General features: G+C 50.0%; 19 protein-coding genes. 8 read left to right on the top strand and 11 right to left on the bottom strand.

Annotation, left to right across the window (positions count from 1 at the left end; translation table 11 throughout):
• Positions 1-34 precede the first annotated feature (34 nt).
• Complete coding sequence (locus tag LIO64_RS06780) at positions 35-2,434, bottom strand: TIM-barrel domain-containing protein (RefSeq protein WP_290548685.1); 2,400 nt, start codon at positions 2,432-2,434, stop codon at positions 35-37.
• Positions 2,435-2,654: 220 nt separating this feature from the next.
• On the opposite strand from LIO64_RS06780, the gene LIO64_RS06775 reads away from it, so the two are divergent.
• Together LIO64_RS06775 and LIO64_RS06770 are read left to right on the top strand one after the other, a co-directional pair.
• Entirely contained in the window at positions 2,655-3,953 is a 1,299-nt protein-coding gene (locus LIO64_RS06775; RefSeq protein ID WP_290548684.1) for a glycosyltransferase, read from the top strand.
• A gap of 49 nt (positions 3,954-4,002) precedes the next feature.
• Entirely contained in the window at positions 4,003-5,184 is a 1,182-nt protein-coding gene (locus LIO64_RS06770) for a glycoside hydrolase family 57 protein (protein ID WP_290548683.1), read from the top strand.
• Between the two features lie 126 nt (positions 5,185-5,310).
• Here the strand turns inward: LIO64_RS06770 and def are convergent, their stop codons facing one another.
• The 4 genes from def to LIO64_RS06750 are packed head-to-tail and all read right to left on the bottom strand — an operon-like array spanning position 5,311 to position 8,223.
• The gene (gene def, locus LIO64_RS06765; RefSeq protein ID WP_290548682.1) at positions 5,311-5,859 is read right to left on the bottom strand and encodes a peptide deformylase; all 549 of its coding nucleotides are present in this window, start codon (positions 5,857-5,859) and stop codon (positions 5,311-5,313) included.
• Between the two features lie 38 nt (positions 5,860-5,897).
• Complete coding sequence (locus tag LIO64_RS06760; protein ID WP_290548681.1) at positions 5,898-6,326, bottom strand: biopolymer transporter ExbD; 429 nt, start codon at positions 6,324-6,326, stop codon at positions 5,898-5,900.
• Positions 6,327-6,334: 8 nt separating this feature from the next.
• Positions 6,335-6,961, bottom strand: coding sequence for a MotA/TolQ/ExbB proton channel family protein (locus tag LIO64_RS06755; RefSeq protein ID WP_290548680.1), 627 nt, complete (start codon positions 6,959-6,961; stop codon positions 6,335-6,337).
• A 41-nt stretch (positions 6,962-7,002) separates the two neighbouring features.
• On the bottom strand, positions 7,003-8,223 hold the full coding sequence (locus LIO64_RS06750; protein ID WP_290548679.1) for a hypothetical protein: 1,221 nt from the start codon (positions 8,221-8,223) through the stop codon (positions 7,003-7,005).
• Between the two features lie 189 nt (positions 8,224-8,412).
• Between LIO64_RS06750 and LIO64_RS06745 the strand changes: the two genes are divergently transcribed.
• The 6 genes from LIO64_RS06745 (at position 8,413) to LIO64_RS06720 (ending at position 14,878) form a co-directional block, all read left to right on the top strand.
• Positions 8,413-8,910, top strand: a complete 498-nt coding sequence (locus tag LIO64_RS06745; RefSeq protein ID WP_290548678.1) for a single-stranded DNA-binding protein — start codon at positions 8,413-8,415, stop codon at positions 8,908-8,910.
• 265 nt (positions 8,911-9,175) lie between these two features.
• Entirely contained in the window at positions 9,176-10,432 is a 1,257-nt protein-coding gene (purD, locus tag LIO64_RS06740) for a phosphoribosylamine--glycine ligase (RefSeq protein WP_290548677.1), read from the top strand.
• A gap of 31 nt (positions 10,433-10,463) precedes the next feature.
• Complete coding sequence (locus LIO64_RS06735; RefSeq protein ID WP_290548676.1) at positions 10,464-11,042, top strand: DUF1287 domain-containing protein; 579 nt, start codon at positions 10,464-10,466, stop codon at positions 11,040-11,042.
• Between the two features lie 352 nt (positions 11,043-11,394).
• The gene (locus LIO64_RS06730; protein ID WP_290548675.1) at positions 11,395-13,017 is read left to right on the top strand and encodes a formate--tetrahydrofolate ligase; all 1,623 of its coding nucleotides are present in this window, start codon (positions 11,395-11,397) and stop codon (positions 13,015-13,017) included.
• A gap of 41 nt (positions 13,018-13,058) precedes the next feature.
• Positions 13,059-13,976 (top strand): 2-dehydropantoate 2-reductase, encoded by a 918-nt coding sequence (locus LIO64_RS06725; RefSeq protein WP_290548674.1) that lies wholly within the window; start codon positions 13,059-13,061, stop codon positions 13,974-13,976.
• Between the two features lie 20 nt (positions 13,977-13,996).
• A complete protein-coding gene (locus LIO64_RS06720; protein ID WP_290548673.1) occupies positions 13,997-14,878 on the top strand; it encodes a hypothetical protein in 882 nt (293 codons plus the stop codon).
• Positions 14,879-14,931: 53 nt separating this feature from the next.
• Here the strand turns inward: LIO64_RS06720 and LIO64_RS06715 are convergent, their stop codons facing one another.
• The 6 genes from LIO64_RS06715 to LIO64_RS06690 form a co-directional block, all read right to left on the bottom strand.
• Complete coding sequence (locus LIO64_RS06715; RefSeq protein WP_290548672.1) at positions 14,932-17,232, bottom strand: hypothetical protein; 2,301 nt, start codon at positions 17,230-17,232, stop codon at positions 14,932-14,934.
• Entirely contained in the window at positions 17,229-19,532 is a 2,304-nt protein-coding gene (locus tag LIO64_RS06710; RefSeq protein ID WP_290548671.1) for a hypothetical protein, read from the bottom strand. Before LIO64_RS06710 ends, LIO64_RS06715 begins: the two co-directional genes overlap by 4 nt.
• A 101-nt stretch (positions 19,533-19,633) precedes the next feature.
• Positions 19,634-20,953, bottom strand: a complete 1,320-nt coding sequence (locus LIO64_RS06705; RefSeq protein ID WP_290548670.1) for an O-antigen ligase family protein — start codon at positions 20,951-20,953, stop codon at positions 19,634-19,636.
• Positions 20,954-20,972: 19 nt separating this feature from the next.
• Positions 20,973-22,130, bottom strand: coding sequence for a hypothetical protein (locus tag LIO64_RS06700; RefSeq protein WP_290548669.1), 1,158 nt, complete (start codon positions 22,128-22,130; stop codon positions 20,973-20,975).
• A complete protein-coding gene (locus LIO64_RS06695; RefSeq protein WP_290548668.1) occupies positions 22,073-22,888 on the bottom strand; it encodes a hypothetical protein in 816 nt (271 codons plus the stop codon). Before LIO64_RS06695 ends, LIO64_RS06700 begins: the two co-directional genes overlap by 58 nt.
• A gap of 1 nt (position 22,889) precedes the next feature.
• The coding region (locus LIO64_RS06690) for a hypothetical protein (RefSeq protein ID WP_290548667.1) at positions 22,890-23,647 on the bottom strand (758 nt) is incomplete at its 5' end.

Raw genomic sequence — 23,647 nt, 5'->3', positions numbered from 1 at the left:
TCCGCCGGAAGTTCTCCCTTTCCGGGGAAAGCCATCATTCCTCCGTCCAGCAAACGGAAAGAGTTTCAAACCTGGCCGCCACCGGGATTCTCCATACCCGGCCATCCCTGACCACGCCGCGGCAGGGAACGCCGTCCATGCGGGCAGCCATGGAAATCCCCGCCGGCAAGCCGTGCAGGACCACTTCCACAGATTCATGGAACATGCCGGCGTTCCCTTCGCAATTCCAGGCCAGTTCCAGGGAATGCGAGCTTCCGCCGCGGTAAAGGAATTCATGCACGGCGCATTCCCCGTCCCTGTACGCATAGCCGTCCCCGGCATCTTCATACAGATGGGAAGTTACTTCCTCCTCCGGCGCCCACCAGACATCCAGCGCCAGCGGGGGTCTGGGCAGTTCGCCCACATGCTGCTGCACGGGCCAATGGGGAATAACCGCCCCGCCGCGGACATAGACGGGAAGGAAGGAAAGCGGGCATTTCACCCAGACATCCTTCCCCGTCTCCTCCATCAGGCAGTCCGTGTGGTAGGAATACCAGACGCCTTCCGGAATGTAGAGAAAGCGGCCGCCTTCCTGCGGCTCGTGAATGGGAATGACGTACAGATGGTCGCCAAAGAAATATTCAGCCCCCCGCCAGTAGGTGTCTCTGTTCTCAAAACATTGCAGGGCCAGGGAGCGCAGCACGGGCATTCCTGTTTCCACATAACGGTGGAACTGGGTGTAAATATACGGAAGCAGGCGGTAGCGGCCTTCAATGGCGGCTTTCACGTATCCGGTTGCCTCCTGGCCGAATACCCAGGGTTCCTGGCCGCCGAACTCCCCGGAGGAATGATTGCGGAAGAGTCCGTGGAACGCGGCCATCTGCATCCAGCGGCAAAACAGCTCCGGCGTGGGATGGCCCATGAATCCCCCCGCATCCGCCCCCGCAAAGGAGATGCCGGAGGCGGCAAGCCGCTGGCATTGGAAATTGGCCAGTTTCAAATGTTCCCAGTTGGACCGGTTGTCCCCCGTCCATGTGGCGGCAAAGCGCTGCAACCCGGCAAAACCGGACCGGGACAGCAGGAAGGGGCGCCTGTCCGGCGCATGGCGCTTCATGCCCAGCCAGGAGGCCTCCGCCATACACTGACCGTAAATGTTATGGGCCTTTTCATGGGAACAGGGCATGCCGTCGTATTCATGCCGCGTATCCATCGGGAACGTGCGGTCCGGGAAAACGACAGGCTCGTTCATATCGTTCCAAAGCCCGCGCACGCCCACTTCTTCAAGATCCTGCCGGAACAATCCGGCCCACCAGTCCCGGACGGCCGGAGACGTGAAATCCGGGAAATTGCAGAGTCCCGGCCAGACTTCATCCGACAACAGGTTGCCCTCCGCCCGGCGGCAGAAATAATTCCGTTCAAAACCCTCCGTCCAGACCGGATTGTCCGGATTGATTTTCACGCCGGGATTCACGATCAGGACCGTCTTTATCCCGTCCTCCTCCAGGGAGCGGACCATTCCCGCCGCGTCAGGAAAGTTATACCTGTCCCAGGTAAACCCCTCCTTGTTCTCCATGTAATGGTGATCCAGATGGACGGCATCACACGGAATGCCCAGGTCCCGGAACCGTTCCACCAGGTTATACACGGCCTTGTCCGGATAATAGCTCCATTTGGACTGGTGGTAGCCCAGTGCCCACAAAGGGGGCAATTCAGGCGTGCCGGTAAGGCGCGTATAGGCGGCCACAATGTCCAGAGGACGGCGGTCGTAAATGAAATAGTAATTCATCAGGCCGCCAAACGATCCGAAGGCCAGTACCTTTTCATCCGTGGCGCCGAAGTCGAAATAGGAGCGGCACGTATTGTCAAACAGCAGGCCGTACGCCTTCCCCTCCCGCAGGCTGAGAAAAAACGGGATGCTTTTGTACAGGGGGTCAGACTCCTCATGAAAATCATAGTGGTCCGCCCCCCACATGGAGAAATACTTGCCCCGCAGGTTCAGGGCGCAGGGCTTGTCCCCCAGCCCGAAAAAGTGCTCCGTGTCCTGAAGCCTCTTCCGTATCCACACGCGGGCGTCACCCGTCCAGTCCTTGGACTCCCTCCCAAAACCGCCTTCATCCGTCAGCAGGGGTTCATCCGTGACAATATCGTAAAAATCCACCTTTTGCTCCTCCGTGCGGATGCGAATCCGCAACAAGGATGTTTCAATGACATGCATTCCCTCCCCGTCATACTCCCGAACCTCCGCTCCGGGGGCGGCATATCCGGGACTGACGGCGTAACTTGGCTCGTCTTCCGGCACGGGGCCGGAGAAATAAGTCACACGGACAATGCCATTGTCCGCAATGCACACGCTGAGAGTTATTTTGGAAACGGCATTAGTATACTCCCATTTAACAAGATGCCCCCGGAGAGGAGGCTTTTTTCGTTTTTCAGGAATGTCCGGAGAGGTGTGCATGAAAGCCAAACAGAAGAAAGTGCCAAAGGCGTTCCATTCAGATTAAATCAATTTCATGACGAACGCAAGATTGAACTAAACCACCATTTTTCTTTTCATTATTAGTACTAAATTACTCATATTACTCTAGACCGAACATGAAAAATCTGGTTTTATTGTGTTGGTGTACAACACGGCATGATGCTGCATCCTTCCCGACACCAACAACCCACATCAACCAATGAACACAATCCGAGTTCTTACATTAGGATGGGAATTCCCTCCCCTGGTCAACGGGGGGCTGGGCATTGCCTGCCTGGGGCTTTCCAAAGCGCTGGCAAAAAAAGTGGATTTGAGGGTAATCGTCCCCAAGGCTGACCCTTCCGTTCTTTTTGATGGTTTCCAGCTCACTGGTCTCAACAATGTCTCCTACCGGGAAGTGGAGCAAGTGGACCAGAAATATTCCTATGACAGCTTTGCCCTGGTGGAGCACGCCCCCATTGAACTGGACCCCTACACCACGGTGGAGGGGGAATCCGGCATGGTGCAATTCACCAAGGAAGGCCGCATCACCTTCTCCAAGACGCATGAAGCGGACCTCCAGTTATTCAAGACCAAGGAGGACCTCTATGCCGGAGACCTGGCCCTGAAAGTGATCCAGTTTTCTAAAATAGCGGTGAAAGTCGCCATGCAGCAGGATTTTGACATTATCCATGCCCATGACTGGATGACCTACCTGGCCGGTGTGGAAGTGAAAAAAGCCACGGGAAAGCCCCTGGTGGTGCATCTGCACGCCTCCCAGTTTGACCGCGCCGGAGCGGACGCCCGCGGCTGGATTTACGACATTGAAAAATTCGGCATGGAACAGGCGGACGCCGTCATTCCGGTCAGCAAGTACACGGGCACGATTGCCAGCGGGCATTACGCCATTGACCCCCACAAAATTTTCCCCATCCACAATGGAGCGGACCCCGTCAAGGTGTTCAAGGGAAAGAAAAAATTCCCGGAAAAGCTCGTCCTTTTCCTGGGGCGCCTTACGGCCCAGAAAGGCCCGGGCTTCTTCCTGCAAATTGCCGCCAAGGTGCTGGAGCAGACGGACGACGTACGTTTTGTCATGGCCGGTACCGGGGAAAAACTCCGCCAGTTGATTGAATCCGGAGCCTTCAAGGGCGTGGGAGACAAATTCCACTTCACCGGCTTCCTGAACAAGGATAAGGTGAATGACCTGCTCTCCATCACGGACATCTACTGCATGCCGTCCGTCTCGGAACCTTTCGGCCTTTCAGCGCTGGAAGCCGCCCAATTCAACATCCCGGCCGTCATTTCCAAGCAATCCGGCGTGGCGGAAGTCATGAAGGGCGCCCTGAAAGCGGACTTCTGGGACGTCAACAAGATGGCGGAACACATCGTCCATCTCTGCACGGACGAAGAACTGTACCGGAAAGTGGTGGAACAAAGCACGGAGGACATCAAAGCCTCTACCTGGGACGCCGCCGCGGACAAGGTCATCCGCGTCTATGAACATGTGCTGAACCGTTAAAAACTTCCTTGCACCCCATTCGATAAACTATCAGCCCCTCCCACTGTTCATGAGCAACATTTCCCTGACTTTCGTGGCACACCAGCCCAACAGGCTGATTCATTACGACTTCTTCAAAATTGGAGAACACGCCTTCTATGAAGATGACGACTTGAATGCCCGCGTGCTCAGCACGGTGGCGGAACGCTGTTACTTTCCGGCCACCCGGCTGATGAAGCAGCTTATCGAATTGACGGAGGGCAAATTCCGCTTTGGGCTCGCTCTCAGCGGCGTCATTCTGGAACAGGCCCTGTACCACAGGCCGGACCTGATTGCGGCTTTCAAGGAACTGGCTGAAACCGGCTGCGTGGACTTTCTGACGATGCCGTACTACAACTCCCTGGCATCCGTCTATTCTCCCCAGGAATTTGGGGAACAAATCGCAGAACACCGGGAACTCATCAAAAAACTTTTCCATCTGGAATCAGACGTGCTGATGAATACCGGCATGCTGTACTCCAATGCCATTGCGGCGCAGGCGGAAACGCTCGGCTTCAAGGGCATCATGGCGGACGGCAATCCGGCCATGCTCAAGGGATTCACCAGCAATGAAGTATTTCTGGCCCCGTGGGTGTATAACACCACCACCATGTTCCGCAACCGGGAACTGTCCAACGACCTGGCGATCATGCGGACTGATCCGGAATGGCCGGAATACCCCCTTTCCCCCACCACCTTTGCAGACTGGCTCACGCACCAGCAGGGCAGCGTCACTACCCTGTCCATGGATTATGAAACGCTTGGCGAACGCCAATCCGACGCTACAGGCGTCTTTGAATTCTGGCGCACCATGATTCTTGCCTGCGTGGATGCCGGCAACCGGTTCATGACCCCGTCCGAAGTAGTGCGTGAAATCAAGCCCGTCTCCGTATGCGAATGCACCCAGGAAATGACCTGCTCCACCTACGGCACCATGTCTCACTGGAACGGCAACGTCATGCAGGATGAAGCCATCCGCAAGATCTACCGCCTGGAAAAACCGGTCAAGGCCGCCAATGACCAGGACCTCACCCACGTCTGGCGCAAACTCCAGAGTGCGGACCACTTCCATTATATGGAGAAGGAAAACTCCTTCACTCCGTATGCCTCCGCCTTTGACGCGTACATTTACTACATGAACGCTCTGGCGGACCTGCAAATCCGCGTTAAGCGGGAATCTCAACAACCTGCCCCGGCTGCGCAAGCCTCCTGAGCTATTGGGAGCACCACAAGCCTTTGCGGCAACTGCAAAGCCGGAGCGTCAGCGGCGTCTCGTGTGTTCAAGGAACACAAGGGGGGAGCGTTTTAATGGCCGCAGGACTTGCGGTGCCTCGGAAAGTTAATATTCCACAGCCAGGCGCTTCAGTTTATTCCGCAGGGTAATCTTCTGGGCGGAAGAAACGCGCTCTACAAACAGGATGCCGTTCAAATGGTCGCATTCATGCTGCAGGCATCTGGCCAGCAGTCCATTGCAGTCAATCGTCACTTGCTTGCCGTCCAGCATGGTCAGCGTGGCTTTGACAAAATCCGGCCGCACGACGGAAGCGCGAATCTTGAGCACGCTCAAGCAGCCTTCATGGAAGGGATGCATGGGACCGTAAGGTTCCAGAACGGGATTGACGAACATCAGAGGCATGATGTCGGACAGCTCTTTGTCCTCTCCATCCACCTTCAACCAGGTAACGGATTCTTCCTCCAACGGAATATCAATGACCACCAGCTGCACGGGGATGCTCACCTGCGGAGCAGCCAGGCCTATTCCCTCTGCGGCGTACATCGTTTCCAGCATATTTTCCGCCAGGGTTTTCAGACTATCGTCAAAATGTTCCACGGGGCGGCATTTTTCCTTCAATACCGGATTTCCATACTGTGCGATTTCCAATAACATCGGGAGGGAGGGGAGTATATTTTTTAAGGCGTTTATTCTTACTGCACGCCGGGCTTGCTGACTTCTATTCTGGCAGGAACCTCTCCTGCGTCAATACCCACAGACGTCAGCGCATCCCAAATGCCGACGATGACGCCAAACTCCGCCTTTTTATCTACGTCAAGCTGCAATTTGACATCCGGATTTTCCTTTTTCAGGACCTCCAGGGCGGCGGCCAATTCATTCATCTCCACCAGGTTCCCGTTCAGGGAAATGGAAGATTCCCCCGTCACGGCCAGGACGGCCCGCTGTTCCGAGGAAGGAGTCCCCTCCATGAATTCCGCTCCCGGCACGTCTATCTTCAGCAAGGACTGCGGCTTTTTCCACTGGGTATGGACAATGAAAAAGATGAGCAGAATGGTTAATATATCTATCATGGGGACGATGGGCACCCCCATGGTTCTTGCTTTCTTGCGGTAGAACTGCATGGCCTGGGTCAGGATTGGGAATGATGGCAGCGGAAGGAAATCAGCTCCGTCAGCAGAACTTCCATGGAGGCGGAAATGCGCTCCAGCTTGCGGGAATAATAAACATGGGCGATCACCGCGGGAGTGGCGATCGCCAGACCGGCAATCGTCGTATTCAGCGCCTGGGCAATCCCCTGGGCAATCATGCCGTGGCTCTCATCCATGCCGAAAACGCTGAAAATCTGCACCAGGCCGCTGGCCGTCCCCAAAATGCCGAACATGGGAGCGATCATCACAATCATGTCCATCAGGGGAAGCCCCGCCTGGAGCATCACGAACTCTTCACGGGCCTTCACCTGGATCATCTCCTTCAGGGAGGCTTCATCTTCCAGCGGAGAATTCAGGGCGTCCAGCACCAGGCGGCCTTCCACGGAATCCGAATCCAAGGCAATATTCTCCAGCTCACTGCGTTCCAGAGCGCCGTGGGTATATTGCTCCACGGCCCGGATCAGCCTGGGGGGGCAGATGATGCTTCTCTTCATATTGAACATGCGGTAAATAACCGCCGCAATGAGAAGCACGGAACAGGCAGCCAGCGGATACATGAAAATGCCGCCCGCCTGGAAGAATGTGATGCAGTCCTTGATAAAGTTCATGGTGATGGATCAGTGAATAGTGTTGGTAGGATGGTAGGTTGTTAAAAATTAAAGTCGAAGTACATTTCCAGCGATTCCCCGACGAGGTCCTTTTTCACCTCCGGCGGCATCGCAGGCAACTTGGCGAGTTTAATGGCGAGGAAGGTAAAGGATTTTTGAACTTCACTGGCTCCCACGCGGGAAGTCTGCCTCATGGAGGAAACCTTGCCGTTCTTGTTAATCAGAATACGGATGCGCACGGTTCCGGTAACGATCAGGTCGCGGTTCAAGTCACACTGGCGGTACCACTGTTCCCCGATGGCCCGGTAAACAATCGTCTGGTACATGCCCATGGGGGAGGCTGCCACATCTAGCGTTGGACGGCGACCAAAACTGAATTTGCCCGTCTGCTTGGTCTTCACTTCATGCGTCTTGAAGCCGGGCTGGCTTTCCGCATTAAACATGGGATCGTACAAGGGCTGTTTCTGCACCGGCCGCGTATTGGGCGGCAGATTCAGATGGGGAAGATTCATGGGGGGGCTGTTGGTGCCCTTCGCGATGCTCTTGGCCAGTTCCTGAAGAGGGTCCGGCTTTTCCGGCTCGCCGGGATGGGGAACCGTCACCACATGGGGCAGCTGCATGGCCCTTTCCTGCGCCGGTCTGAGATTCTGCCGGGCCAGGCCTTCCTCGCTTGAAGGGCCGGGAACGCCTGTCTTGCTGGGAGAATGAGTCAAGGAATCCGGATGGCCGGTGGGAGGCATGGACGGTTCCAGAGGCTGGAAGGGAACGTTGACGGAAGCTCCTGGGGCGGCATTCTTGCTGCCGTCCCGTTCATGGTTCATGTCGCCGTCCTGCCTCTGCTGGTCAAAAAGGACAATCTCCCCGTTTTCCCGTTCCACGCCGTCCTGGGCAGGCATGTCCCTGCTGCTGTCCGGATCCTTGCGGCCGCCTTCCGCACGCGTGTTCCGGTTGCTCTGGAATTTGGGAGTCTCCGGCTTGGTGGCGCTCTCCTGTTCCTCATTCGTCTTCACGATGGAAGGCAGGTGCTCCTCCGGCGTTTGTCTCCGGCCTCCCTGCTGGGGTTGTTCCACCCGCTTCACCATGCGCGCGCTCACCACCACTTGCCGCCGCGCCGCTTCCGCTGGCCGCGGAGAAACCAGCCATTCTTCCGGAACCAGGTAGCTCCCCGTCAGTAAAAACAGGTGCACAAGCACGGACAGCAGAAGGCACATGCCCCAGGAAACCCGGAACAGCCCATTTCGCCGCCGTTGCTTGAAACTCATGGAGGTAAAGTTTCCACGGTTCCATGACGAATGCAATGTAGAAAGGAGACATGATGAAGAACGATTCCACAATTTAGTATTGCACAAGGCCCCGCATAGGGCCATAATCCCTATCGACCGACCACACGCCCCAAACGGCAAGGCGTCTTTCTCCTATTTTACCATACACCCTCGTTAACACCCATCCATATGGCCAATCTCAACAAAGTCTTCTTAATGGGCAACCTGACCGCCGATCCCGAACTGCGCTACACCCCCAAGGGCACGGCCGTTACGGACATCCGCCTTGCCATCAACCGCTACTATGCGGGAGACAACAGCGAACGCCAGGAAGAAACCACCTTCGTGGACGTTACCCTCTGGAACCGCCAGGCGGAAGTGGCAGGCAACTACCTCAGCAAGGGCCGCGGAGTCTTTGTGGAAGGGCGCCTGCAACTGGACTCCTGGGAAGACAAGGCCTCCGGCCAGAAGCGCACCAAGCTGCGCGTGATCGGGGAAAACATCCAGCTCTTCCCGCGCGGCGGTGAAGGTGAAATGGGCGGCGCCCCGCGCCAGCAGCCCCAGGGAGCTCCCCGTGCCAGCGCCCCCGGACAATCCCGTCCGGCCCAGAACTACAATCCTCCCCCCATGCCCTCCAACCAGCCGTCCAACGACTTTGGAGACATGGACGACGAAATCCCGTTCTAAACTCTCCGGACACGTCCTCTTCTTTTTCCAAGGCCGCCTCTCCTCCGTGTCAGGCGGCCTTTTCATGGCCGTAATTCCCTCAAGGATGGAGGCGCCCAGACGGTTGAAAGGCATCCATGGGAAACCGGCTCCGCAATCAGGAAGCTCCACGATAAAGCATCGGAATACCTGCGCGTTCCTTCCGGGAAAAAACGGATGCCGGAGACGGCCTTCCCCATTCATTTCAGCTTGGCAAAATCGGTCCGTCCCGGCATACTTGTCGCGTATGAAAATCGCCGTTATTGGAAAAGGTGGGCGTGAACACGCGCTGGTCAAGGCTCTCAAGGAATCCCCCTCTGCACCGGAAATGTACTGTTTTCCCGGCAGCGACGCCATCAACCGTCTGGCCTCCCCCATCCCAGCCAGCGATTTGCCCACGCTGATCGACTGGATGGTCTCCAATAAATTGGACCTCTGCGTAGCCGGGGAGGAAAGTTACCTGGTCAAGGATGAAGGCCTGGCGAATGCCTGCGCCCACGTAGGCATCCCCTGCTGGGGACCGGTGAAGGAAAGCGCCCAGCTGGAAGCCAGCAAGGAATTTGCCAAGGACTTCCTGCTCCGCCACCACATACCTACCGGGCAGGCCCATGTGGCCGCCACGCTGGAGGAAGCCCGGAAATTCATCAACGGCGTTTATCCCACCGTGCTGAAATTCGACGGACTGGCCGCCGGAAAGGGCGTGGCCGTCTGCATGAGCCAGGAGGAAGCGGAAGCCTTCCTGAAAGAAGTGTTTACGGACAGGCGCTTTGGTGAAGGGCGCCTGCTGGTGGAAGAATTCCTGACCGGGCCGGAAGTCTCCATCTTCGGCGCCCTGGTGGACGACCACTACCTCATCCTCTGCCCGGCACGGGACTACAAACGCCTCAAGGAAGGCGACGCGGGACCCAACACAGGCGGCATGGGCGCGGTGGCCTCCCGCCAGCTGGTGGAGCCGGACATGCTGGAACGCATTGAAAAGGAAATCGTGGCTCCCACGGTGGCCGGCCTGAAAAAAGACGGCCTGCCCTACCGCGGTTTCCTGTACTTCGGCCTCATGCTCACCCCGAACGGCCCCAAGGTGATTGAATACAACTGCCGCTTCGGTGACCCGGAATGCCAGGCCGTCATGCCCCTGCTCTCCGGGGATCTGGCCTCTTTCTGTCTGCATGGAGCCAGGGGGGAATTCACACCGGAAGAAATCTCCTTCAAAAACGGCTGGAGCGTCTGCTGCGTGCTGGCCTCCAAAGGATATCCGGAAACTTCCCACTCCGGCGACACCATCCAGGGACTGGACAACGTTGCGAATGCCTCCGTTTACCATGCCGGCACCAGATGGAACGCGGACAAAAACTGTTATGAAACCAACGGCGGCCGCGTGCTGGCCGTCGTAGCGCAGGGAGAAACCCTCTCCGAAGCGCGCCAGCGCGCTCATAACGAAACCAAGAAGGTCCAATTTGACGGCATGCAGCGCCGCCCGGACATTGGCTTTGCCAGCTTCGTCTGATCGTTCTCTCTTTTTTCAACCCAGCTACCCTATGAAATTGACAGCGCTTCTCTCCCTCCTGTTCCTTTCCTGTTCCGCGTGCCTGATGGCGGACAATGCAGCACTGGCTACCAAGGCACGCGAACAGATAGGGGTAACGGTCTCCTACAATGCCGGCTACCAGTCCATCCCCTACCCCAACGGGGATATTCCCAAGGAAACCGGGGTATGCACGGACGTGGTTATCCGCGCCATGAGGGCCTTCGGCCTGGACCTCCAGAAAGCCGTGCATGAGGACATGAAGGCCCACTTCTCCAAATACCCTAACATATGGGGCCTGAAAACCACGGACCGCAGCATTGACCACCGGAGGGTTCCCAACCTCCGCACCTACTTCAGCAGGCAGGGATGGTCGCTTCCCATTACCAAAACGGCAGCGGACTACCAACCCGGCGACCTGGTTACGTGGAACCTGGCCGACAGCGTTCCCCACATCGGCATTGTTTCGGATAAAAAAACGGAGGAAGGCACTCCCCTGATCATTCACAACATCGGCTCAGGCACGCGGGAAGAAGACTGCCTGTTCCGCTTTACCATTACCGGCCACTACCGCCCTATACTGAAGCGGTAAATATTTAAAGCAGCTTCTTTCTTAAAGAACCCCGGCTTCAAAAGAATTTTTTATAAGGGCCGGAGGCCCTCATTCCCAGGAGCACTTCTCTTAGAAAACACCGAGGAAGGACACATTCCCGCGGCTTCAAAAACACCTCCACTTGGGAACGAAGGCCTCCCGGCCTTCGCTTAAAACCAACAGTGCCCGCCCGTTCAATTTTTCCCCTTCCCCTCCCCTCGGCATGTGCCTCCCTTGAACACCAGTCTTTCCGTCCTCCATTCCCATGATGGCTGAAAACATCTCCGTTTCCGCCACATGAATGCCCGTGAACCTTCTTGCAAAAAGAGAAGGCTTCCGGCATCATGAATATATGGTCACTCCTGCATTCTCCGATTGTGTCAACAAGCTGGGCGTCGATGAAAACGACGTGATCCCCTTCGGCCGCAACAAGGCCAAAATCTCCCTGGACGTACTCGGCAAACCGGCTGCTCCCGGCAAACTTATTCTGGTTTCCGCCATCACGCCTACCCCTTCCGGAGAAGGGAAAACGACCGTCTCCATCGGCTTGGCCCAGGGCTTGCAGGCCATTGGCAAAAAAGCCTGCCTGGCGCTTCGCCAGCCCTCCATGGGTCCTGTATTCGGCCGCAAGGGCGGCGCCACGGGTGGCGGTAAAAGCTCCCTGACGCCTCCGGATGAAATCAACATGCACTTCACGGGGGACTTCCATGCCATCACCTCCGCCCACAACCTCATCAGCGCCATCATTGACAACGCCATGTTCTTCCACACGCTGAACATTGACGAACGCAAAGTCACCTGGAAGCGGGTCATGGACATGAATGACCGTTCCCTGCGCTCCATCATCGTGGGACTCAACAAGCAGGGATTTCCGCGTGAAACGGGCTTTGACATCACTCCGGCTTCGGAAATCATGGCGTGCCTGTGCCTCGCCACCTCCTACAAGGACATGGAAGACCGCATCAACCGCATCGTGATCGGATTCACGACGGATGACAAGCCTGTCTTCGCCAGGGAACTGGGCATCACCGGCTCCGTCATGGCCCTGCTGAAAGATGCCCTGATGCCTAACCTGGTCCAGACTGTGGAAGGGGTGCCCTGCTTCCTACACGGCGGCCCGTTTGCCAACATCGCCCACGGCTGCAACTCCGTGCTGGCTACCAAGATGGCCCTGCACTTTGGAGACTATGCCGTCACGGAAGCCGGATTTGCGTTTGACCTGGGTGCGGAAAAATTCCTGGACATCAAATGCCGCCAATCCGGCCTGGACCCCGCCGCCATCGTCATCGTGGCCACGGCGCGCGCCCTGAAAATGCACGGCGGCACCGCCCTGGTGGATCTGAAAAACACGGACGTGGCCGCGCTGAAAAAGGGCCTTGCCAACCTGGACGCCCATCTGGACGCCGCCGCCCACTACAATCGGCCCGTGGTAGTGGCCGTCAACAAATTCTTTGATGACTCCCGGGAAGAACTGGACGCCATTGTGGCGCACTGCGCGGAACGCGGCATTCCCTGCGCCATTGCGGACATCTTCTCCCAGGGCGGAGAAGGAGGCAAAGACCTGGCCCAAATGGTGGTGGAAGCCGCGGACAAACCCTCAGCTCCTTTCAAACCCCTCTATGAATCCGCCCTGCCCGTGGAGGAAAAGCTCAACATCATCGCCCGCAGCATTTACGGAGCGGACGGCGTGGAACTGACGCCTGCTGCCAAAAAGAAGCTGGCCCAGTTTGAAGCCAGTCGCCTGACGGACTTGCCCATCTGCATGGCAAAAACCCAGAATTCCCTTTCCGACAACGGCCGTCTTCGCGGGCGCCCCACCGGATTTACTGTCACCGTGCGCGACTTTGAAATTGCCAACGGAGCCGGCTTCCTGGTGGCCCTCTGCGGAGAAATCATGCGCATGCCGGCCCTGCCCGTTTCACCGAACGCCATGCACATCTATCTGGACAACAAGGGGAACGTCCAGGGACTCTGACAATCTCCCCGCGAGAAGACAAACAACCCTCACCGCACACCATGAAAATCGCCATTCTGGGAGCAGGAGCCCTCGGCTGCTACTACGGAGCCAGGCTTCAGGAATCGGGCCAGGACGTATCCTTCATCGTACGTTCGGAATACGACTACCTGAAAAAACACGGTCTGGAAGTGAAAAGCCTGCATGGAGATATCTCCCTGCCCCATATCAAGGTATACCGGGATGCGGCGGAAGTCGGCCCGGTGGACCTGGTCGTCGTCGCGTGGAAAAGCACGGCGAATTCCGGCTTTTCCAAGGCCCTTCCTCCGTTGATGGGACCGGATACGGTTGTCGTCACCCTCCAGAACGGCATGGGGAACGCGGAAGAAATCGCCAACATCATTCCGGCGGACCGCATCTATGTGGGCTTGTGCTTCATCTGCGCCATGCGGGCGGAACCGGGCCACGTCAACCATCTGGAAGGCGGCAACATCCAGTTTGCCCCCTTCGTCCCCTCCCCGGAAGGCTCTGAACAGGCGGCGGAACTCTCCGACCTGTTCGCCAAAGCCGGCATCAGGACGCGCGCCTTTGATGCCGCGGAGCAAATCCAGTGGTACAAGCTCGTATGGAACATCCCCTTCAACGGACTGTGCCTGGCGCTGGGGGGTATCAGCATCGCGGAACTCTACCGGGACCCGGAAAACGTCGCACGGGCGCGCCGCATCATGGAGGAAGTAGTCCAGGCCGCCAAGGCCCGCGGCTACACACTCCCGGACGATCTGGTTGAATTCCACCTCTCCCGCACGGAAAGCATGGGATCCTTCATCCCCTCCAGCGCCGTGGACTACAACGAAGGACGCCCCGTCGAATACACGGCCATTTGGGGAGATCCTCTTTCCAAGGCCCGGCAGGCCGGAGCATCCGTGCCGGAATGGGAACTCCTGGACAAGGACATCCGCAAGCGCCTGAAGATGGACTAACCCCAACCTGGTTACGAATCATGCTGAAAAATACCGTCATTTTCATCATCGCCCTGCTGGGCTTCGGCATGATTCGCCTGCCTTTGCAGAACCATATCCTGGAGCAGGAGAAGGCCGCGCGGCTTCTGGACGATCCGGTGGAACTTTCCTCTTCCGACTATCTGGAACAGCAGCTCGCCATGGTTTCCCTGGGAGGGCTGCGCTCCCTGGTGGCGGCCGTGCTGAGCATGGAAGCCTTTGACTGCTTCCTGATTTCCGACTGGGCCAATCTGGAACGCCGCTACAACCAGATCACCTCTCTTGCCCCCCATTCCGATTTTTACTGGGACAACGGTTCGTGGCACCTGGGCAACAACGCCTCCTCCAGTTACCTGGACAACAAACGCCTTTCCCCGATGGAACGCCGCGAGGGCTTCCGGAAGTACATCCAGAAAGGCCGCCGCTTCCTGGAAAAAGGCATCAGCGTCAACCCCGGAAGCTGGTATTTGCAGTCCCTGCTGGGCAACATGTACAGTGATACCTACCGGCAGCCGGATTTTGAAAAGGCGGCGGAAGCCTACCGCAAAGCCCGGGAGCTGGGAGCCCCCCCCCTGACGGCCCGCAAGGAGTTTTACGCACTCGCCCGCGTTCCTTCCAAATCCCGGGAGGCGCTGGAATTGGGAAAGGAATTGTTCAAGGATCCCCGCAACCGGACCCCCAGCCTTGTGAGCAATATTTTTGTTCTGGAAAACAGGTTGCATGTTCCGGAAAAAGACCGTATTCCCTTCCGGGAACTGTTCCCGACGGATGAGATCGCCCGCGACCTGATGACCAGCCACCTGGCCAATTCCCTGAGATACCCCGTGGACGGTCTGAGGGAGGCCTTAGAATCTTTGCCCAGGGGAAAAAAGGCTGACGAATAGAGACAGGAGGCTAAAGCAGCATTTCCATGTTACGTACACTTTCAACCCAATCTCTAACGCCTACTCTCCAGACTTTTATGTATCTCATCAATAATTTTAAAATTCTCAAATGAAATGCGGTGATTTTCCTCATTAAAATTTTGGTAAATCATGCCATGGTATTTTTTACTGAATACCGATCTGTCAAAGATAATGAAAAGCATTTTTTTAGTTTCAATATGCTCATATGCGTAATAGCAGACAGTCAAATTGCCTTCTTTATTGAATTCCTTCCTTGAGAAAAGACGAAAGCCTTTTTCAGAAAGAATTTTCTCATTGAACCTCGAATAGTTCTCAGGAAAGTCAAAAAGACACAAGACATGTTTTCCAGATTTCATAACTGGAATAATGTCTTGCTCCGAAAACGAGTGTTTTTCCGGCAACATAAACATATCTATGGCATTATTGAGTTTATATCCACAATTGGAATATCTGATATAGAAACCCTTTCTGCACAAATTCCCTATAAACTGGTCATAGTAAAATTCAGGATGGGGCCTATTTACCCCTTCAAATCCGGCATCAAATCTTACTATTGATTTATCTACCCGCAGATTAATAACAGGTATAGGGGATTTTATGTATGTCGGATCGTTTTCTAGGGTTTGATGGTATATAATCGAAAAAGCAAACATAATATATCCGCCCAAAACAATCCAGGAGGCTATAAAAAAATATTTACGCCTAATAAGTACTATGGAAATCGGAATGGCAATAAGAAAAACAAGTGTAAGTTTTTCTAGGATTTGATAAATAAAAAGATAAAAAAAGCTTGATTTTCTTGCCAGAAAATCAAGAACGCTAAACGTAAGGTCATCCCTGCAATCAAACATGTAGCAGAAATTCGACATATATGTACTATCGGTGAATGCTACAATCCTTCCTCTGCCGGAATAGGCAGATGCCATTTGAGTATAATTCCCCCACCCCTCCTTCACCTCACATTTAATATTTCCAAAAGAATTTACATGGGAATATTCAACAGGTTCGGAACACATACCTCGTCCTATCATTGACGCTGTTCCAAAGGGAGCTCTGAGTGTACATCCTGTAAGAAATTTGAATTTATCTACATACGCCATCGAAGGGTCGGTATTCCACATAGGCTTTTTGTATATAGTCATTCCTCCTGTCAGCATATCGAACTGTGAATCATAATTGAAAGACATTGAAAACTTATCCAGAATTTTATTCAAAAAACTCGACATTCCGAAAAGATTCGTATGATCACCTATAATCAATAACCCTCCTCCGTTGTTAACAAATTGTTCTATAGAATCGACTTCTTCCCCGGTATATTGATATGTCGGTGTTTTAATCACCAATATATCATAATTTTTGAGCATGGCGGCATCTATGGGTTTTGAATCATCATTATATATATCTGCCTTTCCAAACATTTGAACAGATTTATAGAACATAGTTGCAGCATAGGACTCTCGTTTTGAAAATGATTGGTCATTAAACGCAGTTTCGCATTTTTCCCAGTCGGAATGAACATCATCTATCAAAATACGAACGTCTTCAGGCCTACTTCCGTACGGTTTGAAAAAAAATACCAGCATCAATGAAAATAACGAAACAGCAAGGAGAACTATACCACAAACTGAAATTTTCGTTTCCCAGACATTACCAGAAGAAGCCTTTTGTCTTGCAATGAATGAATGGTCTGCCGCTGCAATAATCATAAGCAAAGGTAAAATCAGCAATATCTGCACAAAAAGATCAATACCAGCGAGAAGCTCTCCTGTTGCTATGATAATAAGGCAACTGCAAACAATGATGAATGTTGAATACAACACAAAAGCACATAATGCTCCCATAGCCACCCAAATACGCCGGGCAAGATCATCTATCTCCGCTACTCTGAAAAGAAAGGCAAAAAATAATGAAATTAAAATATTTGGGAATGTCTTATAAATGGAAACTTCAAAAACATTAATGGATTTAAGCCAATCGATGGAAACAAGATTCACACCTCTTTCAACATCATGGAAATATAAAGCGCTGTCTGCAAATAGACTTGCCGTAAACTCACAAATCTTAAAATAAATATATGGCAGATCACAAACCGGCAAGATAAAATACGCAAAAAACATCGCCATGACCACTGCCGCCAACTTAACCAACGAAGATAGAAAGGTCTTACCTAACTTCTTCACCATAAGAGCTTCATGCATCCACAGAGCAGCCAGTAAAACAACTACAGATGGAAGCAACAGATTTTCAGAAATAGTACCATATGTCCCTATGGACAAATCAAACACGATGCCCAGAACTGCAAAAATAATATAATACAATAATGAATAAATCATGGTTTTTCCTTTAATATATTTTTATAAAATTTTATATTGGCAGGCCAGCCTTCCATTTCGGATTCAAGTGTGCGGTCCCACAGGAACTCTGGATCACTGATGATCACAAAGCAGGCATTATTGATATTACGTTGAATAATCAGGGGATAGTCCAAATACCGATACAAAACCTCCCATTCGCGTTCATTTTTCAATTCCAAAGGAAAGGCTCGGGAAAATTGTATCTCCTTATATGCCTGGATAATGAAATCACGCATTTTCTTTTTATCATGTATAGGAACTGTTCCCAAAACCATGTCCTTGACCCTTACACCTATTGTATCATAGAATTTTCTGTTTGCTGCGTAAGAATTGGGACCAATAGAAAAGATGACTACCGCACCGGGATGAGATATCCCTATTTCCAGAATTTTCTTGATCTCGCTTTTGGAAAACGGTCTTATCGGTTCAATGAAGATGAACGCCTTTACATCCAGAATGGAAAGAGCATCTTCCATTGATTTTGATTTAAACGGCCATAGCCCAGCCCTGTACGTCGAAATACATACTCCCATAACGGAATTTGGTTCCCAGTAGTCTTCCGTAAAGCGGTTTTGCATTCCTTTAAGAATCGCAACTTTGGGAATATCAGGAAAAGCAGGTGGGGCAGAACTCAAATTCCCTGCCTGATAATAATTGAACACATTGAGGATCGCAAGTACCACCATAACCACGACAGGACAGTGTAATTCCCAGCAAATGCATAAATTGAGCAGGAGCATCGCACTCGTCAGATAGAACATGGACATGAACTCTTTTGAGTCCTCAAATTTTGTCATAATTTCTGAAATGAAAGGCCATCCGTCTGATATTGCGACATTTTGAAACGTTGACGTGTCTCCAAATACTATCACTTTACCATGACCATACGCTCTTTGTACAACCAATGGCAAATCACCAACTCGTTCTCCTCTCTGATAAGAATAATCTCCCAAAAAAGCGTTTTCGGTATTAAGACGGTTTCCATTATCACCAAAGAAATAACGTCCAGAAACAACTATTTCCCATAATGGTGAATGTACACCCAATGTTGCTCCCGTGCTTAACCTTGAAACAATATTGAGCTTGTCCCCGTTCAGTGCACGATAATGGTCAAAATTCTCATAAGTGGATTTCCATGATCTGGACAAAGGAAATCCGGAATCAAAATAAAATTCAAGCCCAAGGGGTAATAGAAGTTCATTCAATACGGCCATCGAGCCGGATATGTCTGTATGATCGCCAAGCACCAAGACATTCCCTCCGCTTTTCAAATACGACTGCAATGCTTCACTTCCACCCTCTGGCAACGATGTTGGGTTAATGATGACAAGCAGATCGGAATCTTCTCGAGTTTTCGGAAAGTAATCTTGAACATCAACCTGTATGCCGCTTTTTTCTAATCCCAACTTAAAAAGACCGAACATACCGGTTTTTCCGGTCCCCAGCATGTTGTCATTTGGAACATTGAAATCCATGAGTCCATTTGCATAAAATGTAGCCTTCTTTATTTTTCCAGTAGCTAGGCTGTAATTATAAGAAAGAATTAACGTAAGGCCACATAGCAGGCACAATATTGAAGAAAAAATGATACGGTTTCCCGATAAATGAACTACTTTAGAAGACCAGCTAAATAACAGAGTGGCCGCTCCCAAAAAAAGCAATTCAGGAATAACCTGAAGTATTGCTGCATTTTTGATGGTGAAAAAACTAGCGTGATTATGCGAGGAAAAAAGATATGAATGAAAAATGGCAACTAAAAGTATTTGAACAATAGTAGTTGCCAAGAGTATTATCCATCCCCGCCTTGCCCGCGTGAAGACCTGTATGAAAAAGAGCAAAGCGAGAAAATGAATACCCCAGAAAGAAAATGAAGTTTCAATTGGAATCGAGCAAACTTCTGTAAAAAATTTGTTGATACATTCAGAAATTCCTCCAAAAAACAGGTAATAAGAACCTGAAATAATAGAATGGGCTGTTCTTTCGATAAGTATTAGGCAAGGAAGAATAAAATATACATAGGCTCCTCGAAAGTAAAACAAAGCAATCCCTGCACATCCTAAAAGAAACACCGTGGCAGAATGATGGAATATAGCCGTAATCACGGCGAAAACGGCAAAACATGTGATATTCTTCCAAAGCTTTCTCTCAGCATTCGCATTGAAATGAAGCATGGCGATAAAAACCAAAGGGATAATTAAAATTCTGGTGATATCAGCCGGAATTAGTGGAATGCCGTAACCGCCAAAAACAACAACTGTGATCCAAATTAGATAGTTCATGTTTCTAATAAAAAAATTAAATTACAATCAAGAAAAAAATAATAAAAATACATATTGTTTATGAATCATATAGTATTCATGGAACATATTTTAAGACATGCTCATTCTTTTAAATAACATGTCCAATCAGGTATATAATCGGCGGTACATTCCATAATCTCCAATTTAATATGAGGATTGGCTTTCGCCATGTTTCTCCAGCCTTCCCTGTTTTTCCAATGACAGAATTCTCCTAGCACCACTAAAACATCTTTTCCCGACAACGATTCTTTTTGCAGTCCGAGGGAAAAATCCGAATTGAAAAAAATGATTCTATTCGCATGAATTTTCTCCATCTCATCCTCATCATAATCGTTGCATATGACAACAGTACCGTACTGCATGTTTTTAAAATGCTCAGATAGTATGACATGCTTATTATTTTCCTTTGCATACGCAATTAGATGCATGCCTAGCTTGTTTCCTAATATTTTACTGCTGGGTCTTAACACCAATATCGGATAATTAGATGGATTCCCTATATAAACACTTTCGCCATTGAAATAAAGCTTCCCATCACGAGGAAGGGTAATTGAACACACAAATAGAAGTAAGACAACCAGTAGTGTAGATATAAAAACAGAACCCCAGAATTTGATGTTTTTCAGCTTGTTTCTATTTTCTACTAATGAGGAAAGCAGAAATAAAATCGGAGCAATCCACAACGGCCAATAATTTGCCACATTACTGAAGGAAGCGCTGATGAAAAAGCAACCCCATACGCAAAATGCGACGGAAGAAACGATACATCCTTTTTTTGGAAATGTCAAAAAAAATATAAGTATCCAGAAAAAAATATAGCTGAGCTTAAGAAGAATACCATGCATACACATGAACTCCAAGTGAGAATTGATCATAGAAACGTATCTTCCAGATAACTCCGGTGATTGGTACCAGTGGTAATAAATTACTGCGGGAGAATCAATATTCTCAAATCCATGAGGAGCATCTGTAAGCATTTTAAGACCCGACAGATAAATATCTGCACGGCAATTTGCAGAAGAGGATTCCATGGCCACCATGCTAGATATTCTGTCAGCAAAGCCAATTTGCAAAGAGTACAACGCAAAAAGGATGCATACACAAACAAGGGCGATAATTCTTATCCTGTCCAGCTTGATTCCTGAGAAAAAAAGAAACACAGGGAAGGCAATAGCCAATGCAATGAGAGCACCTCTCGATTGAGTCTGCACCAGAAAATATAGAAAAAAAGAACTCAAAACAAGAGAAACCCAGAACGACCATTGCTGCTTTACTGCAGAAACAATCCAACATGCAATGATGAGGCAAGCTATAAATGCACCTGTGCGATTGATGCTGGAAATTCCATATTCAAACCAGTCCAAACGTTCGAATGGGGCTTGGTTAAAAAATATATCCACAGTTCTGTTATTCCTTGATTTACTTGATAATGGATCCCCATGCTCTTGCTATTTTTTCTGTAGGCAACGGCACCATGTATTGTTCACCAGCAATTTTCCCCGATGCATTCTTTACGGAATAAGATACTTGATTTAAATAATCCCCAACATATGGTGGATTTTTAATGAGATAGTATTTATCCGGTGCGGGAGAGGTCCATTCCGGCCTATCTGGATTAGGGATGAATGAAAGAAGATATTTGAAAAATTCCAGCGACAACGCATCTATCTCACGGCTGGAGCTATGTCCGATATGTTCACCCACCTTGAAGATTACGCAATAACCCAGCTTGACCATTCTTTGATAAAAGCGTGCAGCAGCGGGGCATCCCAATTCAAACTCTCCAGTGCTTACCAGCCAGACAACATCCTTTCCTTTGGGAGTAGGAATATCATAGCTCGAATTAACATGCACATGAATACCGGAAAAATACTGCGGTTTTCGCAAGGCCATTCTATGAAGAATTTGGGCGCCTCCGCTTAACCCGTACCCCATATAGGAATCTTCCGGCAAATTGAACCTCTTCACGATTCTTTTTATTCCATACTCCCATTTGGCGAGCCTTTCTGTAAAAACATCATCAGATGTCTTCGCCTCTTTTCTTCCCATTTCATCTGAGCTTTTCTTGGCTTTATAACCGCCAAAATTTGACCACGTCATGACAGCGAGCCCATTAGCATCAGCAAAATTAATTAAATTCCTAAATTTACTTTTATGAATAGAAACATTCCCGACCAATGCTTCCAAGGATTTATCCCAGGTACAAATAATAAAAACGCCTCTGACACTTTTTACCCCCTTTTCTTTAGCTTCTTTATCTTTTTCAGGAGTCCATCCGGATGGCATTCGTACGACAAAAATAATCCCATTCGGATCCCCCTTCTCCATTTTTACAGTAAAGATCACCTCACTCTTTTTCTTCTTTTTGAGGGGAGTGGCTTTTCCAGACTGTGAATTTTTATCGGTATTGTCATTTACCGCCGGGGTTTCCTTACTACCAGAAGGAGGGGAAGCTGCTTCCAGATTCGAACTACTGCAAAATAAAAACATTGCTAGACAAAAAATGATAGATATAGCCTTCATGGTGCTTGTATTTTTTTCCAGAGATTGAGCAATTTCCAAGTTCTGAACGGACATGACAACTCAGTAAAATAAAAATTTTTCGAAGTCTGACCTGAGGTAGAAAATATATTCGCGTAAACATCTCTTCCTGGTTTTTTTTCTCCTAAATAAATTTTTAATTCTTCATCAAAAAAATCGCGCACGAATTGCTCAAATTCGTTATTCCTGTTATGTCCAGTATTGGAAATGTTCACCCATATCCAATTCATTCTGTTCTTCCTACCCTGATAATAAAAGTCAAAACTCGGCTTCCACCTGAATGCATCTAAATCTCCGCAAGCTACAATCCCACGTGCATCTGTTATTTTCATGCCAGTATGAGGATAGTCCCAAAACTGTGCCGAATAGGCACACCATGCAATAATTCTTTCCGGAACCCAGTTTACAAACCTACTGATAAACTGCGCACCTCCAGAAAAACCATACAAAAGAATGGGAAGATCTTTTTTGTATATATTTTTGATTTCATCAAGAAGGGCTTTTCCTGATCCCTGTTCAGGATAATAGTACCCGCGCCTATTTCTATATAAATCAATCTCGGAAGATGAGTAGTTTAAAGCAATAATGCCAAGGTTATTTTCCCAGGCGAACGTCGTCCATTCAACTTCTTTCAAAAAAAGACTTCCATTTGCATTCATTCCTGGAGCTAGGATAAGCACAGCAACTTCCCGACCACTCGGGGGAATGTTTGAAAATTTGTACATGTCCTCCGCATCTGCGCCTTCAGAAATTACTAAAAGGAAAAGAAATACCGTGATTTTTCTTATTTTCATTTTACAAAGAAATATCAACCACTATTATTCCAGTCATTTTTCCATTTTTGTCGTAATTAAATATTTCTCTTGTTCCGTTCTGATATATTACAGTCTGCAAGCGGCCGGACTTGTCATAAATAGATTCGGTAGTTTTATTTCCCTTAATATATTTTATTTTTGAAGTCGTTCCATCCTTGTTATTGATTTCGCTAATTCCATTATCCGTTCTCAGAATTATTTTCTCACCATTTGGCAAAACCTTATACTGCGATATGATTTTTTCATTCTGTTTCACCGTTACAGTGTCTTTTTCATAAATGTATATTGTGTCTGGGGCATCTTTCTTATACTCTCTTATGAGCTGTCCTTGATCATTATAAAATGCCTGGTACCTCAGCGTTTTTTCTCCTTTACGATTTACTCCGATAACTTTTCTGACAAGGCCGTTGAGTTTTTCATTGTTAGTAAATTGATGAGTCTCTGTCTTGGTGCCATCTATATGAATCTTTGTCATTACATGAGACTGTTCATTGAAATTCATTCCCTCCTTTTTCTTTCCATCATGAGAAGTCCAAAAAATCTTATTAGACTTATCATATGCATAATAAACGCCTCCGTTTTTCACAATAAATCCGTTTGCTTCGTTATAAATCAACTCATTTTTTACTCCTGTCATATGGTTCTCTATCAATATTTGAGTTAACTTTGCCGAAGCCGGAAGAACACCTGGCTTTGTCTCATTAAGGCTTTTTACTGCCGGCTGCACTAACTTTGCCG

The sequence above is a fragment of the Akkermansia sp. genome, assembly GCF_020860705.1.
Lineage (GTDB): Bacteria > Verrucomicrobiota > Verrucomicrobiia > Verrucomicrobiales > Akkermansiaceae > Akkermansia.
This window is presented reverse-complemented; position numbering and strand designations above follow the sequence as displayed.